Here is a 16,587-nt window from a genome sequence, read left to right as displayed (position 1 = left end):
CCATGCTCAGAATCCGCGCCATCGCCTCCTCTGTGCCGGATCGCGCCGCCTTTCACGGCGTGCAGGCCGCAGAGCGCAATCTTGGCTACGGCCACCTGCTGTTCCCGTCCGCCGCCTACGCCCTGCCGCGCGGCAAGGGCAAGCTGGACGAAGCGGAAACCCTGCGGCTGATGCCGGACTCGCCGGCTTCGCTGCCGGTAGCCAGCGCCCAGCTTAGCCACGCCGACCTGGCGCTGCAGGCGGTAGCCAGCCTGCGCGAGCAGGTCCCCGCCGAAGATCTGGCCGCCGTCACCCACATCGTCGTCGCCAATGCCTCGCTGAACCAACGCATCAACGAATCGGTGGCGGGACGCATCCAGCACGCGCTGGGGCTGGACGAGGCGCTCCCCTTCGCCGTCGGCCAGTCCGGCACCGCTGGCGTCTACAACGCGCTGACGCTGGTGGAAGCGCTTTGCCATCAGGACGCCAGCGTGTTGCTGGTGGCCACCGACAAATGGCTCTATCCGTTCTTCCGCGCCTGGGGCGACCTGGTGGCCTACGGCGACGGCGCCGCGGCCATGCTGCTGGATAGTCGCGACGGCGAGGGCTGGGGACGCATCTACGCCCATGCCGTCGACTATGGCGAGGCCATTGCCAACCCATGGGCGCTCACGCCCAACGACTTGGCCGACCGGCTGCTGCCGCAAGCCATCCTGGCGGCGCGCGCGGCGCTGGACAAGGCGCGCATGCGGCCGGCCGACATCGAGTGGATGCTGCCCGCCGGTTTCGGCGAAGGCTTCGCCAACCGCGTCGGCGACGAATTGGGCATCTCCCCGGCGCGCCGCATGGCGCGGGAAGGCTGCCATTTTTCCAGCGCCGATCCACTGCTGGCGATGCAACGGCTGCGCGCCTCGCTGCAACCCGGTCAACAGGCCACCGCCTTGCTATGGGATGCCGCGCTGTGCGGCATGTCAGGCGCCATGGTGGCGCAGATTTCCGCCGCGGCCTGAAGCTGCGGCGCCATTTTCAATAACGGGAACCGATATGTCCGCTTACAAAGTCAGCCTGCGCGAGCTGCGCTTCTTCCTGTGGGAACAAAACCGGACGGAACGCCAATTCCTGTCGCGGCCGCCATTCAACGATAAGGACCGCCCCCATTACGACCGCCTGCTGGACCAGGCCCGCGAATTCGCGCTGGAGCTGGGACGCGCCTACCAAGCCTCCGACCGGCAGGAATGCCGTCTGCTGGCCAATGGCGAGGTTGTGATTCCCAAGGAATTCCATGCGCTGTGGCAGCGTTACAAACAGGAATGGGTGCCGGTGCTGGGCAATTCAGGCGACATCCACCGCCCGGCGCTGCCGCCCATCATCCGCCAGGCCATCCAGGAAATGTTCATGGGCGCCAATCCTGCCTTCATGACCTACGGCGGCTTCAACCTGCCCGCGATCAAGCTGTTCCGTCTGCATGGCACGCCGGAGCAGAAAGCCACCTATCTGGATAAGCTGCAGCACCATGAGTGGGACGCCTGCTTCTGCGCCACCGAAGCGCAGGCCGGCAGCGATCTGACCGCCGTCAAAACCCAGGCCGAACCGCTGGAGCAGGAAGGCGTGTACGCGGTGACCGGCGAGAAGGTATTCATTTCCGCCGGCATGCACAGCCTCACCGACAACACCGTGTACTTCGTGCTCGGCCGCCTGGGCAATAGCAGCAGCGGCTCCTACTCCTTGTCCTGCCTGCTGGTGCCGCGCTATTGGCCCAACCCGGAAACCGGCGAGCTGGAGGAGAATTTCGTCGAGTGCGCCGAACTGCCGGTCAAAATGGGTCTGAAAGGCTGCGCCAACACCCGTTTGGTCTTCGGCCGCAAAGGCGTCACGCGCGCCGTGCTGCTGGGCAACCGCAAGAACGCCGGCCTGCTGCAGCTGATTCCGTTGATGAACCAGGCCCGCATCAGCACAGCAGTCATCGGCCTGGGCCTCGCCTCCTCAGCCTACCTGCACTCGGTCGAATTTGCCGGCAAACGCCGCCAGGGCCGCGCCATTGAGCGCACCTCGGACCATACCGCGCCCAGCCTGCCTATCGCCGAGCATGGCGACATCCAGCGCATGCTGCTGGAAATGAAAGCCAGGGTGGAGGGCTGCCGCGGCCTCCTCGGCAAGCTCACCGCCGCCTCCACCGAAGCCTTCGCGCTGGAGGCCGAAGCCGCGCCGGACGACATGCGGGTGGAGAAGCAACGCAAACTGGTCCAGCTGCTCACGCCGGTATGCAAAGCCTTCGTCTCCGACCAGGCGTGGAAGATATGCGAGCTGGCCATCCAGGTGCATGGCGGCATCGGCTATACCGACGCCTATCCGGTGGAGCAGAACGCGCGCGACGTGAAAATCCTGTCGATCTGGGAGGGCACCAACTACATCCAGGCGCAGGATCTGGTGCGCGACAAGCTGGGCTTCGGACGCAATTCCAGGCTGATCAAATACCTGCGCGAGGAGCTGGACGCCTTCCTTGCCAGCGGCAACGCCGATCCCTCGCTCGCCTTGCTGCTGTTGCAGCTGGACGCGGCCATGTCTGCGGTCGAGCAATCGCTGTCCCGTTTGGGCGAGGCCGTCAGCGAGGGCCGCATGCAGGAAAGCAGCCAGTTTTACACCCGCTTTCTTGAGATGCTCGGCTACACCGTCTGCGGCTGGACCTTGCTGGAAAGCGCCGCGCTGGCCTCCCAGGCGCTTGCGCGCGGCCAGGATGAGCGCGAGGCTGCCTTCTACCACGGCAAGCTCAAGACTGCGCGCTACTTCTTCGCCAACATCCTGCCCACGGTGCATCAGCACAAGCAGGTGATCGCCAACCTGCCGGAAGCTGCTGTCGCCGTCTCCCTAGCCGAACTCGCCCAGGAGGAAAGCCATGACGCAAACCGTCTCGCCGCCGTCTGAGGCAACGCCGCAATCGCTGTTCGGCGGCCCGCGCACGCTGTACCGCGGGACGGATATCGATGGCGCCACCATAGAACCGAACGAAGGCTTGTGGGTGCGCGGCAGCAATCTGAACGAACTGATAGGCAGCATCGATTTCTCCCGCGCGCTGTGGCGGGTGTGGTTCGGCGACATGCCCAAGCCAGAGGCGGCCCTCGCGGTGGACGCGACTTTAGCCGCCGCCACCGCCGCGCTCCCAGGCCACGCGGTATTGAACGGCATTCGCGCCGTGGCGGACTGCGGCGCCGGCATGGTGCAGGCCGCCGCCTGCGGATTCCTTGCCGACCTTTCCGCGCTGGAGCGGGTCGTCCGCGCCGAGGCAGCCTCACATGGCCTGCCGGATGCGGATGACTTCATCCAAGGGCTGGTGTGCATCGCTTGCGCGCCGGTTTTCCTGGAGACCGCGCTCGGCGGCGGCGCCGGCCCCGCCTGCGGCGAGAGCCACGCCGAACGGGTGTTGTCGGCAATGGGCACCGCCCACCGCGATCCGGCCGCGCTGCGCGCCATCGATGCGCTGCTGGTGGCCTGGCACGCCGGCTTCGGCTACATCACGCCGACCGTGCTGGTGCCGCGGACCGCCATCGGCACTGGCGTCACCCTGCCGCAGGCGGTGGCGGCCGGCTTCATGGCCAGCGGCCCCAAACATGTGGGCGCGGCCGAGGAGGCGCTGGCCTGGCTGAAGGACATAGGCCCGGACGCTAGCGACGACGCCGTGTTCGCGGCGGTAGACCGCGCGCTGGATTCGCCCGGCCAGCTGTTGTTCGGCTTTGGCCACCCGCTGTTCGTCGAAGATCCGCGCCCGCCGCACATCCGGGCCCTGTACACGCAATGGGGATTCGGCGGCGCCTACATCCGGCTGTTCGATCTCGCATGCCGCCGCGCGCTGGAGCGCAAAGGGTTGCGGCCCAACATCGACTTCATCACCGCCGCCAGCCTGCTTGACCTTGGAGTGACGGAGCCGCGCTGGGGCGTGGGCCTGGGCTTGTGCGCCCGCGTGGCCGCGATGGTAGCGCACGCGATAGAGCGCCGCGACCGCCCGGCTTTTGGCGTCAACAGCAAGGCCGCACGAAAGCTGCTGGCTACCGTTCCGGTGGGTTGGCTGTAAAAAATCGTGACCAGGGAAAGGCCTGATGCCGCGTGGCGCAATCGGACTGTCCGCGACGGCGCGCCTTGCCTCAGTCCTTGCTCCAGCCTCTCGCCATCCTGCTTTTACTTTTATGGAGAAACGCAATGCTACTGAAAAACCTTCGCCCAGCGGACGAATACGACCGTTTCGCCTCCCAGGCGCTGGAACCGTGGGATGTGCTGTTCGTCACCCGCATCCGCCAGTTGGCCCGGGACATGGCGCCCGGCGCGCTGGTGGACATCGGCACCGCCACCGCCGTGGTGCCGGTGCGCCTGGCGGCCGACCCGGTATTCAAGAACTGGCGCTTCATCGGCCTGGACCTGGATGAAACCATGCTGGAGGGCGGCCGGCCGCGCATCGCCGATCTGGGCCTGGACCGCGTCATCGAACTGAAAGTGGGCGACGCGCAAAACCTGCCTTTCGCCGACGCCAGCCTGGCGATGGCGGTCAGCCGCGCCACGCTGCACCACCTGCCCGACAAGATCAAGAGCCTGACCGAAATGTACCGCGTGCTGCAGCCAGGCGGCGTCGGCTTGGTCCACGACATGCGCCGCGATGTCTCCCCGGCATTGCTGGAGAAGTTCACACAGATGCGCGCCGCGGTCGGCTACCCGCCCACCCACGTCGAGGAAAAGGTCACGCTGGACGAGGCGCGCGCCTTGGTGGCGGCGGCCGGCTTGGCCGACTGCTGCGCCGTGACCAGTCCAAGCGCCGGCATGGGCGCGCTCGGCTTCGAAATCCTGATCCGCAAACCGCTGGCGGTCTAAAAACCGAGGAGATGACGATGGAACACGCCGCCGATCAGGCGCTGCGCTTTCAACACGCGCTGGGCAACGCCAGGGTGGCCTGCCGTCCGCTGTCGCCGTGGCGCATGCCGCTGTTGATCACGCCGCTGGACGAGACCTTGCGTTCCAACGCGGCGGCATTCGCCGACTGGTACCGCAACCGGCTGCCCGTGCTGGACCAGGCGCTGCTCGCTTTCGGCAGCGTGCTGCTGCGCGGCTTCGCGCTGAGGGACACCGCTGACTTCCAAGCTATCGCCCAGCTGTATCCGGAGCATGCCTTCGGCTACATCGGCGGCGCCACGCCGCGCCGCAATATCGACGGCAAGGTGTATGAGTCCACACGGATTCCCGCCTCGCTGAAGATAGGGCTGCACCAGGAAAAGGCCTATATGGCGCAGTATCCGCGCAAACTGGCCTTCTTCTGCAAACAACCGTCGGAAAGCGGCGGCGAAACCATCATTTGCGACATGCGCGCGGTCACGCGGCGGCTGCCGCCGGCGCTGATCGAGCGCTTCCGCCAAAGCGGCATCCAGTATCTGCGTAATTTTCGCCGCCCCAGCCAGGACGGCGAGCTAAAGAACTCCACCATGCGCGAATACCACCGCCCCTGGGACGATGTGTTCCAGAGCGATGACCCGGCGCGGGTGGAACAGCTGTGCCGCGAGACCAATCTGAGCTTCCGCTGGCTGGACGACGGCAGCCTGACCGTGTCGCACACGGGCGGCGCCACCGCGCGACACCCGGAAACCGGCGAGGACATCTGGTTCAACCAGCTAAGCACCCAGCACAACAACGCCCGTTCGATGGGCGCGGCCGGCTACGAATATATCCGTCTGCTGTACCGCGACCGGCCCGCGCGACCGTATGAGGTCAGGCTGGGCGACGGCACCCCGATCACGCTGGATGAGATCGCGCCGATCTACGACGCGCTGGATGCCGAGGAAATCGCCTTTCCCTGGCAGCGCGGCGACTTGCTGCTGCTGGACAACATCGCGGTCGCCCATGGCCGCAACCCGTTCAAGGGCAGCCGCGACATCCAGGTGGCGCTGTTCGACTGAGCGTTTCCGCCCGCGCCGCAGCCCGGCGCGAGCGTCCATGCATAGCCATACGAGGAAATCAGCATGTCCATCACCACGCTGGGACGCTCCTATCTCGCCCATGCGGCGGCCTTCGTGCCTGCCATCTGCTTTCTGATGTGGGGGCGTTTTGGTCCCGGCGCCGCCGGCATCCGCTGGCAGGATGCCTATCTGGCCGGCGGCGCGCTGGCGCTGCCGCATATGATCTGGTTGTTGAAGCGGCGGGCCGGCAGCTGGATTGCCTTAGGCATTGATCTCTACCTGGCGATCGGCGCGCTGCTGGCGCTGGTTTCGGCCGACGCGGTCGATCTGTGGGGGCGCGGTTTCGGCGCCGCGCCGGCGCTGGCCTCGGTGTTTGCCATCGGCCTCGCCGCGACGCTGTTCTCTTCGCAAGGTTTTATTGGGGAGCCGCACCCGGACCCGGAACGGGTACGCCGCGTATCGGCGCAACTGTTGCTGGCGGCCGGCATCGCCGTCGCCATCGCGCTTTGGCTTCGCCACAGCCCGATGCTGGGAGGCGTGGCGCCCATGCTGGCTGTGCTGCTGATCCGCGGCCGGCTGGCGCGGCAACTGGCGCTGGCGAGGCAAACCCGATGAACGCCACCATACTTGCTCCCATCGCCGGACTCGATGCCTTTTTGGCCGATGCTGCCAAGCTGCTGCCGACGGGCGCCCTGCTGCGCGGCGAGGCTTGCCAACCATACGAGGCAGACGCCTCCAGCTGCCGCGGCCAGGCAGCCGCCGTGCTGCTGCCGGACGATACCGCAACGGTCAGCGCGCTGATGCGCGCCGCGGTGCGCCACCGTGTTCGGCTGGTGCCCCAGGGCAATCGCACGGGTCTGGTCGGCGGCGCGGTGCCGGACGGTTCCGGCCGCCAAGTCGTGTTGTCCTTGGCGCGAATGCGCCGTCTGCGCGCCTTTGACCCGCTCAATCGCAGCGCAGTGGCAGAGGCCGGCATGGCCTTGTCCGAGCTGAACCGACTGCTGGAACCGCATGGCCTGTGGCTGCCGATAGACGTGGGCAGCGACCCGGCCATCGGCGGCCTGATAGGCGCGAACACCGGCGGCAGCCGGCTGCTGCGCCACGGAGACGTCCGCCGCAATCTGCTGGGCCTGGAGATCGTGCTGGCCGACGAACAGGGCAGCGTGCTGGACCTGCTCGCCCCGCTGCGCAAGCGCAACGCCGGGATCGATCTGAAACAACTGTTTGTCGGCAGCGGCGGCGCGCTCGGCGTGGTCACCGCGGCAGCCTGGGACTTGAAACGACGCGACGCCTCCGTGCTGACGCTGCTCGCGGCGCTGCCCAGCCGGGCGGCGGCGCTCGATGTTCTGGACGCCTGCGAGCAGCGCTTCGGCGAGATGCTGTCCGCTTTCGAGGTGATGGGCGAATCGGCGTTGATGGCCACGCTGCGCCACTTCCCTGCCTTGCGCCATCCCTTGGCCGAGTCCGCGGCCGGCTGCTACGCGCTGGTGGAAATCGCCAGCGCGATGCCGGGTCTGGACAGCATGTTGCAGGAGCAGGCAGAAACATTGCTGGCCACCCTGCTGCAACGCGGCCTGCTGATCGACGCCGCCTTCGGCCGGCCGGACAGCTTATGGGCTTTGCGCGACAGTCTGCCGCTGGCCTTGGCGGCGGAAGGCCTGCCGTTGTCGTTCGATGTCGGCCTGCCGCGCTCCCGCCTGCCCGCCTTCCATGCCGCCGCCGAGCGCTGGCTGGCCGATGAACACCCGGCGCTGCGCTTGTACGACTTCGGCCACTTCGGCGATGGCGGCTGCCACCTGATCGTGTTGTTGCCACGAGAATGCGCCGCAGGCTATAGCCCGGCGCGGCTGGCCATGCTGAAAAGCGCGCTATACCGGCTGGTGGCGGATCACGGCGGCGCGTTCAGCGCCGAGCACGGCGTCGGCCCGCTCAATGCGGCGTTTTACCGCAAACACACTAGCGATGCCGCGCAAGAACTTGCCGCGGGACTGCAACGGCTATTAGACCCGGCAGCGGCGCTGGGACGCCACCGCTACGACTAGAAGCCGCAACCAAAACCTCGCACAAACCCTGAGCCAAAACATGCCGATGCAGACAATCAGTCGTGCGGCAAGGAAACACAGCGCAGGATCAGGAGGTTTGTCTGCGGCGCAAACAGCAATCGGCTCCACCCCACCAAGACAAGGTGCCATATGAACGTAACTGAACGCCTCAATACTCCGGTCTCGCATCAGAATACCGATGACGGGCAACAGATGTACGACTTCGTCAAGGCGCGCGAATCCTCCGCCCGCACCTACGCCAACGCCATCGACACGGTCATCGAGCGTGGTCACCTGGCCCAGGTCTTTGACACCTCGGGCCGCGAATACCTGGACTGCCTGTCCTGCGCCGGGACGCTGGCCACGGGCCACAATCATCCGCAGGTGCAACAGAAAGTGATCGAATTCCTGCAATCCGGCCATGTGGCCCAGGCGCTAGACATCACCACGCCGACCAAATACCGCTTCCTGCAAAAATTGCTGGAATGCCTGCCGCCTGACTTCGCCCGCCACGTCCGCTTCCAGAGCTGCGGCCCCAGCGGCGCGGACGCGGTGGAGGCGGCGCTGAAACTGTTCAAAACCGCCACCGGCCGCCGCACAGTGTTGGCCTTCCACGGCGCTTATCACGGCATGACCGCCGGCACCTTGGCGCTTACCGGCAACCTCACCGCCAAGCGGCATGTCGCCTCCCTGATGCCGGATGTGCATTTCCTGCCTTATCCCTACGCCTACCGCTGCCCATTCGGCGTGGGCGGCGAGCGCGCCGAAGATATCTCGCTGGCCTATATCGAGCGGATGCTGAGCGATCCGGAAAGCGGCATCACCCAGCCTGCGGCAATGATCGTCGAGGCGGTCCAGGGCGAAGGCGGCGTGATCCCGGCCTCCGCCCGCTGGCTGCGTGGTCTGCGCGACATTACCGCGCGGCTGGACATCCCCTTGATCATCGACGAAATCCAGACCGGGTTCGGCCGCACCGGCGACATGTTCGCCTTTGAGCACGCAGGCATCGAGCCGGACGCCATCGTGATTTCCAAGGCGGTGGGCGGCGGCTACCCGCTATCCCTGCTGCTGTACCACGAGAAATATGACACTTGGCAGGCGGGCGCCCACGCCGGCACCTTCCGCGGCAATCAGATCGCCATGGTGGCCGGCGCCGCCGCGCTGGAAGTGATCCAGTCCGAACAGCTGGTGGCCCGCGCCCGCGCTCATGGCGAAAAGCTGGGCGCGGCGCTGCGCGGGCTGGCGGAACGTCAACCGGTGATAGGCGATGTGCGCGGCCGCGGCCTGATGTGGGGCGTGGAGATCGTCCGCCCGGGCGCGGCCGCAGATGCGCTGGGCAGCCGCCCGGCTGACGGCGGGCTGGCGCGCGCCATCAAGAAGCGCTGCCTGGCCAACGGCCTGATCATCGAAACCGGCGGCCGCCATTCCGCCGTGCTGCGGCTGCTGCCTCCGTTGGTGATCACGGAAGCCCAACTGGACGAGGCGATGGACAAGCTGGAACGCTCCATCCGAGAGGCGCTGCAGTCATGATGGAAATTCGTGGGGAAATGCTGATAGGACGGGCCTCGGTATATGGCCAGTCTGGCACGCTGCGCGCCATCGACCCCGCCAGCGGGGAAAAACTGGAGCCGGCGTTCGGCTGCGGCGGAGCCTCGGAAGTGGAGCGGGCCTGCCGGCTCGCGCGCGAGGCCGCTACCGCCTTTCGCGCCAGTTCCGGCGAAACGCGAGCGCGGCTGTTGGAGGCCATCGCAGCCGGACTCCAGGCGCAAGGCGGCGCGCTGCAGGAACGCGCCGCCCGCGAAACTGGCCTATCTCCGGCGCGCCTCATCATGGAGCGCGGCCGCGCCGCCGGCCAACTGCGCCAGTTCGCCCTGGCCGCCCGGCAAGGACTGGACGCCGGGCCGCGCTTGGAGCCGGGCCAGCCCGGCCGCTTGCCGCCCAAGCCAGACTTGCGAGCGCGCCACATCGCCATAGGCCCGGTAGCCGTATTCGGCGCCAGCAATTTCCCGCTGGCGTTCTCGGTGGCCGGCGGCGATACCGCCGCCGCGCTGGCAGCAGGATGCCCTGTGGTGGTAAAAGCCCATCCGGCGCACCCTGGCGTTTCCGAGCTGACCGGCCGCATCATTCAGCAAGCGGTTGCCGAGTGCGGTCTGCCTGAAGGCGTGTTCTCGCTGCTGATCGGGGATGGCAACGACATCGGCCTGAAACTGGCCGCACACCCGGCCATAGAAGCCGTAGCCTTCACCGGATCGCGCGCGGGCGGATTGGCGCTGCTGCGCGCCGCCGCGCAACGCCCCAAACCCATACCCGTTTTCGCAGAGATGGGCAGCATCAACCCTGTGCTGCTCTTGCCGCATGCCTTGGCGGACCGCGCGGAGGACATCGCCGCTGGCTGGGTGGACGCAGTAGCCTTGAACGCAGGCCAGTTCTGCACCCGCCCGTCGCTGCTACTGGCGCTGAAGGGCGAATCCCTGACGCGGCTTCAACGTTCCGCCGCGCTGAAAGCGGCGTCCAAGCCAGCCGAAACCATGTTGACGCCAGGCATGCACAGCAATTACCACCAGGCCTTGCAACGGCTGCGCAGCCTTCCCGGCGTCGCGGAATTGGCCACAGGTCTGCCCAGCCCAGGGCCGCACGCAGCGCAGCTGACGCTGTTCGAGACCGATGGCGCGACCTTTCTCGCCGCGCCCGAGCTAGCGGAAGAGGTGTTCGGTCCCTGCGGATTGATCGTCGCCTGCCGCGATTTGGCAGAACTATTTGAAATCGTGGCCAGCCTGGACGGCCAGCTCACCGCCACGCTGCAACTCGACGAGGCCGATCTGCCGCTGGCGCGAGAACTGCTGCCGCTGCTGGAGGCCCGCGCAGGCCGCATTCTCGCTAACAGCTTTCCAAACTGGGTGGAAGTCTCACCCGCCATGGTGCATGGCGGACCATTCCCGGCATGCACCGATAGCCGCAGCACTTCCGTTGGCATCGGCGCGATGACGCGCTTCTTACGGCCCGTGTGCTACCAGAACATGCCCGCTCCGCTGCTTCCGCCGGCGCTGCAAGATGCATGATTCGGGATGGCTTAGACGTCGCTGGCAGAACAGATCACGCTACGATGTAGATCGCTCTGGCACGGAGGGCGGGCTTGCGGATAGATAGCTGCCAGATTTTGTAACGTTGATGCCCTCAGGCATAAGCATCCAGCCTGGCGGACGGCGTAAGCGGCATGCTCGGCTGGGTGGCTGGATTCAGCTTGCGCCATGCCTGGTAGTCTTTCCAGGCCGATTCCAGACGGGCGCTGGGGCCGGGGTTGCCCTGCAGCGGCGTCAATGCCACGCCCATGCGCTGCAGCACGCGGAGAATGCCTTCCGCCTGGTCCTTGCTGCTGAACTCCGGCACGACATCTTCGGGGCGATTGACGGGGTTCTGCTCAACCTGGGTCCAACGTTGGAAGGCGGCCAAATCCTCGGCCTGGCGCAGACCGTCTCCGGAGATGGCTTGCACCCGGTCATCAAACTGCAATTGCTGGTGCAATTGACTCATGCGGCCGATCAGCGTCAAGGCTTGTTTGTCGTTGGCGCTTCGGTTCATTTGGCGCGCCAGGGCCTGCGGGTTGTTCAGCTCCGGGTCGCGCGACTCGATGGACTCTTGCACCTGCTGCGAGGCATCCGCCAGATCATCGTGAAAATACCTGGCAGGGCTTCCCTCGCCGCTCCGGATAAACGGCGTCAGCGCATCCACATCATCCTGGCTGATCACCCCGTAATCGCGCAGCAAACCCGCGTACTGCTTGAGCTGTTGGGCGGAAACCTTGTTGAAGTCCACGCTCTTGATCAACTGCAGCATGGCGATGGGCATGCCGTAATGCGCTTGGACCATTAAATTGGCCTTTTCTTGGCGCGCGTCCTGCGCGCGTGCCTGAATATCCTCCTGCGGCAGCGGCGCGGAAGAAGGCTGCGCGTTGGCGGTTTTGACCGATGGATCGTCGGGTTTGTCTGCTTGCAATTCGATGGCGAGGGTTTCACCGGGATGCTGCTCGCGCCATTTGCGGTAGCCATCGCGCGCCCGCTCCAGCGTGGCGGAGGGCGTCAGATCCTCATGCGACGGATTGACGGCTATGCCCAAGGCATCCATCGTCTCGGTGATGGAAAAATAGGTGTCCTTGCTGGCGGGGGGCAAAGGCAGGCCCTGTTGCTGGTTTCGATCTGCGCTGGCCATCCAGCGATCCAGCCGCATCAGATTGGCGGCCTGGCGGGCCCCGCCCTCCGCAGCGGTTTCCACGCGCGCATCTTTCTGCAGCGCGTCATGCAAGCCGGCCAACTGCTTGAACAAACCCAGCAGCTTATCCTGATAACGCAGATTGGGATCGGCAAAGCGCGGAAGTTGCTTGCCGGATTTGACGTCCGCCACCACGGCATCGCGGGCATCGTCATACGTTTGCAGCGCATTGCGTTCTGCGCCGGTTTTCCAGCCGTTGGAGTCGATATTGCCGCGTATGTCGGCCGCCAGTTCCGGGTCGATATCATGATTGGCCGCCAATACGTCCATCAGGTCATACAAGTCGCGCCCGGAGATATTGCGCACATCGTAGGCCTTGAGCAGCTGCAGGCTTTGCCGGCTCATGCCGAAGCGGGACTCGGGCGACCCCACTTGCAAGCCCTTGCTGTCAAGCAAGAGGGGCGCTTCGGCGCGGGGAGCATTTGTATCGCCTAGCTTGGGGGAGAAAGAGATGGCGCGCAGCCGGCCAAGACCGTTTTGCGCGCCAAAGAGTGGGGATAGGTTCATCACGGTTTTCTTTTGTCATGATGAACCATATCGGCAATTTCATTGGAATATTGAGCATGGCGCCGCAATCTGCGCGGCCGTACAGAAAAGACCAGCAAACATCCGGTGCCATGCCTGCCGTTCAGCATCAGCGCAGGCGGATTTCCGCTACGTTGTCGCCCGGCCCGCTGCCATCCTCGCCAAACGAATCCGGATCGAACCCCACTTCCACAAAGCCCAGCTTCTGATAAAAAGCGCGCAATTCCGGCTTGTCCGAGTGGTAACAGATGGTGATGCGTTCGGCGCGGGGAAAGTCGGCCGGCAAACGCTCGATCAGCTGGCACAGCGCGCGCGTGCCTATGCCCTGGCCTTGGTAGCGCTTATCCACCATGAAGCGGTAGATCGCCAGCTCCTGCGGGTCCTGCAGTTCTGGCAACACCGCATGCATGATGAAGCCGACCGGCTCTTCCTCAAGGTAAATGCCGTAACCGATAAAATTATCGTAATACGCCATCTGGGCCACGGAGTAAGCATTGCTTGCCAGATTGCCTTCCTGCTCCGGATGAAGTTCCAGATCCATGATGTCTTCAAAGTTGTCTTCATTGACGGACTGGAAACGGATGTCGTGTTGCATCTTGGTCTTCTCTGTATTGTTTAAAGAACGAATGGGAGCCACCTTGCATGGCTCCCGGGCTTCGATGGACCCTTGCGCTGCAAAAGAGTTCACTTTGCCGCCGCACAAGCCGGCCCGGCATGCAAGCAGGAAGATATAATCGCCCCATCCGCCCAGGCGACATGCCGGGCATCGCACCGGGAGATCCCTCATGACACACTTGCCACGCCGCTTCGTTTTCGCCCTGCTGACACTGCTCATGGCAGTCCAAGTCCAGGCTGCCAGCCAGCAAGCCATAGACGGCACCGCCAGCGGCAAGGTCCAACAGGTTGGCTTTCGCGCCATGATCCTGAAGCAGGCGATCCAGTACAATTTGGCCGGAACCGCGCGCAATACGGAAGAGCAGACCGTACAGTTCAGCCTGCAAGGCAAGGACAAGCGGCTTCAGGACGCGCTGGCGCGCATCCGACGCGGCACGGACAAATCGGCTGACGTGAAGATCTCCACTCGGGATGGGATATTCGATCCGGCGCTGCGCACCTTTACCGTGACGGGCTGGACCTCTACCAGCCGCCACATCACCAAGCCGTACAATCTCGTATTCACGCTGCGCCAGGACGACAAGAAAATCTCCAAGAAAGAGGCGAAACAGGAATACTGCGCCATTCTCAAAAACACGCTGGACCCGGACGACTGGAAAAAAGCGGAACCTGGCTGCCAGGCTCGCTAAGCGTCGGCTCCGCAGGAAAGAAACCCTGTGAAACCCACTTATCGCAAAATGCTGTATGGCGCCGCCCTGCTGGCGCTGATCTGGATAGGCTGGCAGGTGGCGCAGCGGCTAGTGATCCTTCAGCCCTCGCGCCAGGTCAGCGTCAATCCCAAAAATTTTGGCGTGCCCTATGCCGAAGAGTGGCTGGACGCGCCGGCAGGCGGCGGCACGCGGGCCGGCCGCGTGCATGTATGGTGGTTGCCGGCGGACAAGCCCAACGCGCCGGCCGTGCTGTATTTGCATGGCAATGAAAGCACGCTGTCCACCGATATCGGGCTGATGCTCAGCCTGCGCCAGGCCGGCTTTGCGGTGATGGCAATAGACTATCGCGGCTATGGCGAAAGCGCCCTGCGCCTGCCCAGCGAAACCTCGGTCTATACCGATGCCCGGCTGGCTTGGGCGCGTTTTCTGGAGCGGACGCCGCAGGCGACTCGGCGTTTGCTATACGGCCACTCCATGGGCAGCGCCGTCGCTATCGACCTGGCCGGCCATGCGCAGCGCTTGGACGGGCTGGTGGTCGACGGCGCCTTCACCTCGGCCGCGGACGTCGGCCGCGCCTGGACAGCGGATTGGCTGCCGCTTCCCAAGCTGCTGCGGCAGAAATTCCTGTCCAAGGAAAAGATAGAAGATTTGAAAATGCCGCAGCTGTTCATCCATTGCACGGCCGATGAGGTCATTCCGGTAGAGCTGGGCCAGCGCCTGTACGGCCTGAGCACCGGGCCCAAGCAGCAACTGCTGATCGAAGGCGGCGATCACGACCATTGCTACCAGGCCGCGCCGGAACGCTGGCGGCATGCGCTCCGCCAAATGGCCGGCCTGGCATAGCCGGCCGGGGATGGCGGATGAGCGCAAGGGCGGCGGCCCTTGCCTCAGCCGCAGGCTTATTTCAGCGCCAGCTTGGAGTACGCGATAGGCTTGCTGGCGCCGGTTTGCAGAATGTGGCTGATATCCTGCTGATCATTCGGGCGGTAGAAATAGAAGCAGTCCTCGCCATCCGGCGTTTGTTTGTACATCAACTGGATGCCCACGCCGTTCAGCAGGATGCTGGACTCCAGCAATACTTTTCGCGCGTCGTCCACATTGTCGCACTTGAAAAACGTATCCACGCGCTTGCTCAGTTCCAGCAGCACATGAGTGAAATCGCGGTTGTCGCCATACTGGCGGAAATCCGATGTCGAGGCATGGATCGCTTTGCCGCCGGAAACGGCCAGATCGACGATGGGCTCGCGCAAATCCCACAAGATGCCGTCGTATCCCTGAAAGCCATTGCCCTCTACCAGGTCGCGCAAATTATCCATCGCCAAGGCGTGATAGCCCGCCTTCGGGTCTTTCAAGGAAAAATCCGGATTCATATTGTCCTTGCCGAACAAGTCCGCCGTCTTGATGCCGGGCGCGATGTTCACGCCGCCCATGCCCCGCTCCGCCGCCTGGTGTTTTAGCTCTTTCAGCGCCTCGTGCTTGAACGAGCAGAACACGATGTTGTTCAGCGGCGTGGCCTGCGCCGCATCCTGCAACAGATTCAACAGCTCATTGACCGCCGTTTCGTCTTTCAGCTCGATGTTCAGGATGATGGGGTTCTTGCCGTATTGCGTCAGCGTCTGGTTGGCGTCGTTCACCAGCGTCATCACCTCGGCCAAGGTGGGCATGGTTTCGCCGTTGCGCCCAATCGGGATGGCTTTCAGCTCTTCCACGCTTTTTTGGCCAACCAGATAGGACGCCTTGCTTTCCCCATCGGGCAGCGTCGCGCCGCTGCGGTCCGCCTGAAACGCATTGCGCCAGATCTCATCATCGTGCGTCACCATCACCTGGCCATCGCGCGACTTGAAAATATCGATTTCGATCGCGTCCGCGCCTTGCAAAATGGCCGCCTTGATTGCCTCCAGGCTGTTTTCCGGCAAATAGCGCTCCGGAAACGTCGAGCCGAACACGCTGGTGGGGCCGGTTCCGCGATGGGCGGTCAACAACAAATGGTGACCAGTGCGCTCCTTGAGCATTTCGCTGTAGCCGCGCGATTGCAGCATGGTTTGCTTGTCGCTTTCATCCAGCTGCGTCAGCGATGGCTTGTCTTGCCCGGCGGTGACGCCGGCGCTGTGGATCATGGATGTCGAATGGAGAGAAACGGGAACGTTAAGCATATGGGGCGGTCCTTGCATGATTTTGCGTGATTGCTGGGTGAGACTTCAGCGCCAGGCCTGTCAGCCATCCAACCACCATGGCTGCGCATGACATTTGGCTTTCCGTTCATCGCCCGGCATGTCGATTGAGGCCGCATTCTCTGCCAGAGCGAAAGCCGCCACTTTGGAAAAACGCCGGGAATTATCGGTTTCCTGTTCCCTGCCCCATGCCGCACGCTGCGCAAGGCCGGCCGCTTCCATCGCGGAATTCGTTGATTCGAAAAAACTTTCGGATTTCTGCAGCCCCTCTCCCGATTCAGGTCAATACCTGAGCCGCCCGCCCGCGCGTGCTTCATAGAATCGCCTCATGTTCCGCGGCATCCGCTCG

Annotated in this window: 15 protein-coding genes; 11 read left to right on the top strand and 4 right to left on the bottom strand. The window is 64.6% G+C overall.

The features are described from left to right. Positions 1 to 2 precede the first annotated feature (2 nt). The 9 genes from C2134_RS19000 (at position 3) to C2134_RS18960 (ending at position 11,010) form a co-directional block, all read left to right on the top strand. Entirely contained in the window at positions 3 to 989 is a 987-nt protein-coding gene (locus C2134_RS19000; RefSeq protein WP_103321652.1) for a hypothetical protein, read from the top strand. 34 nt (positions 990 to 1,023) lie between these two features. After that, on the top strand, positions 1,024 to 2,901 hold the full coding sequence (locus C2134_RS18995; protein ID WP_103321651.1) for an acyl-CoA dehydrogenase family protein: 1,878 nt from the start codon (positions 1,024 to 1,026) through the stop codon (positions 2,899 to 2,901). Continuing rightward, positions 2,873 to 4,045 (top strand): citrate/2-methylcitrate synthase, encoded by a 1,173-nt coding sequence (locus C2134_RS18990; RefSeq protein ID WP_103321650.1) that lies wholly within the window; start codon positions 2,873 to 2,875, stop codon positions 4,043 to 4,045. Before C2134_RS18995 ends, C2134_RS18990 begins: the two co-directional genes overlap by 29 nt. Positions 4,046 to 4,170: 125 nt before the next feature. After that, positions 4,171 to 4,833 (top strand): class I SAM-dependent methyltransferase, encoded by a 663-nt coding sequence (locus C2134_RS18985; RefSeq protein WP_103321649.1) that lies wholly within the window; start codon positions 4,171 to 4,173, stop codon positions 4,831 to 4,833. A gap of 17 nt (positions 4,834 to 4,850) precedes the next feature. Beyond that, positions 4,851 to 5,909, top strand: a complete 1,059-nt coding sequence (locus C2134_RS18980) for a TauD/TfdA family dioxygenase (protein ID WP_103321648.1) — start codon at positions 4,851 to 4,853, stop codon at positions 5,907 to 5,909. Positions 5,910 to 5,972: 63 nt separating this feature from the next. Next, a complete protein-coding gene (locus C2134_RS18975) occupies positions 5,973 to 6,524 on the top strand; it encodes a permease (protein ID WP_103321647.1) in 552 nt (183 codons plus the stop codon). After that, the gene (locus C2134_RS18970; RefSeq protein WP_103321646.1) at positions 6,521 to 7,951 is read left to right on the top strand and encodes an FAD-binding oxidoreductase; all 1,431 of its coding nucleotides are present in this window, start codon (positions 6,521 to 6,523) and stop codon (positions 7,949 to 7,951) included. The genes C2134_RS18975 and C2134_RS18970 overlap by 4 nt, the downstream gene beginning before the upstream one ends. 150 nt (positions 7,952 to 8,101) lie before the next feature. Next, positions 8,102 to 9,481, top strand: coding sequence for a diaminobutyrate--2-oxoglutarate transaminase family protein (locus tag C2134_RS18965; protein ID WP_199179995.1), 1,380 nt, complete (start codon positions 8,102 to 8,104; stop codon positions 9,479 to 9,481). Then, positions 9,478 to 11,010, top strand: coding sequence for an aldehyde dehydrogenase (NADP(+)) (locus tag C2134_RS18960; protein ID WP_233196514.1), 1,533 nt, complete (start codon positions 9,478 to 9,480; stop codon positions 11,008 to 11,010). The genes C2134_RS18965 and C2134_RS18960 overlap by 4 nt, the downstream gene beginning before the upstream one ends. Positions 11,011 to 11,125: 115 nt before the next feature. Here the strand turns inward: C2134_RS18960 and C2134_RS18955 are convergent, their stop codons facing one another. After that, entirely contained in the window at positions 11,126 to 12,724 is a 1,599-nt protein-coding gene (locus C2134_RS18955) for a hypothetical protein (RefSeq protein ID WP_146042221.1), read from the bottom strand. Positions 12,725 to 12,851: 127 nt separating this feature from the next. Then, positions 12,852 to 13,337 carry a GNAT family N-acetyltransferase gene (locus C2134_RS21640; RefSeq protein WP_158248825.1) on the bottom strand — a complete coding sequence of 162 codons (486 nt, stop codon included), beginning with the start codon at positions 13,335 to 13,337 and terminating at the stop codon, positions 12,852 to 12,854. Between the two features lie 190 nt (positions 13,338 to 13,527). Here C2134_RS21640 and C2134_RS18945 point away from each other — a divergent pair, with 190 nt between their 5' ends. Together C2134_RS18945 and C2134_RS18940 are read left to right on the top strand one after the other, a co-directional pair. Further along, positions 13,528 to 14,046, top strand: a complete 519-nt coding sequence (locus C2134_RS18945; protein WP_103321642.1) for an acylphosphatase — start codon at positions 13,528 to 13,530, stop codon at positions 14,044 to 14,046. Positions 14,047 to 14,073: 27 nt separating this feature from the next. Continuing rightward, complete coding sequence (locus C2134_RS18940; protein ID WP_146042220.1) at positions 14,074 to 14,910, top strand: alpha/beta hydrolase; 837 nt, start codon at positions 14,074 to 14,076, stop codon at positions 14,908 to 14,910. 56 nt (positions 14,911 to 14,966) lie between these two features. On the opposite strand, the gene C2134_RS18935 is transcribed toward C2134_RS18940, so the two are convergent. After that, on the bottom strand, positions 14,967 to 16,184 hold the full coding sequence (locus C2134_RS18935) for a glycerophosphodiester phosphodiesterase (protein WP_158248824.1): 1,218 nt from the start codon (positions 16,182 to 16,184) through the stop codon (positions 14,967 to 14,969). Positions 16,185 to 16,280: 96 nt separating this feature from the next. Beyond that, positions 16,281 to 16,460, bottom strand: coding sequence for a hypothetical protein (locus C2134_RS21405; RefSeq protein ID WP_146042219.1), 180 nt, complete (start codon positions 16,458 to 16,460; stop codon positions 16,281 to 16,283). Positions 16,461 to 16,587: the final 127 nt, after the last annotated feature.

Source organism: Chromobacterium sinusclupearum, assembly GCF_002902845.1.
Classification (GTDB): Bacteria; Pseudomonadota; Gammaproteobacteria; order Burkholderiales; family Chromobacteriaceae; genus Chromobacterium; species Chromobacterium sinusclupearum.
This window is presented reverse-complemented; position numbering and strand designations above follow the sequence as displayed.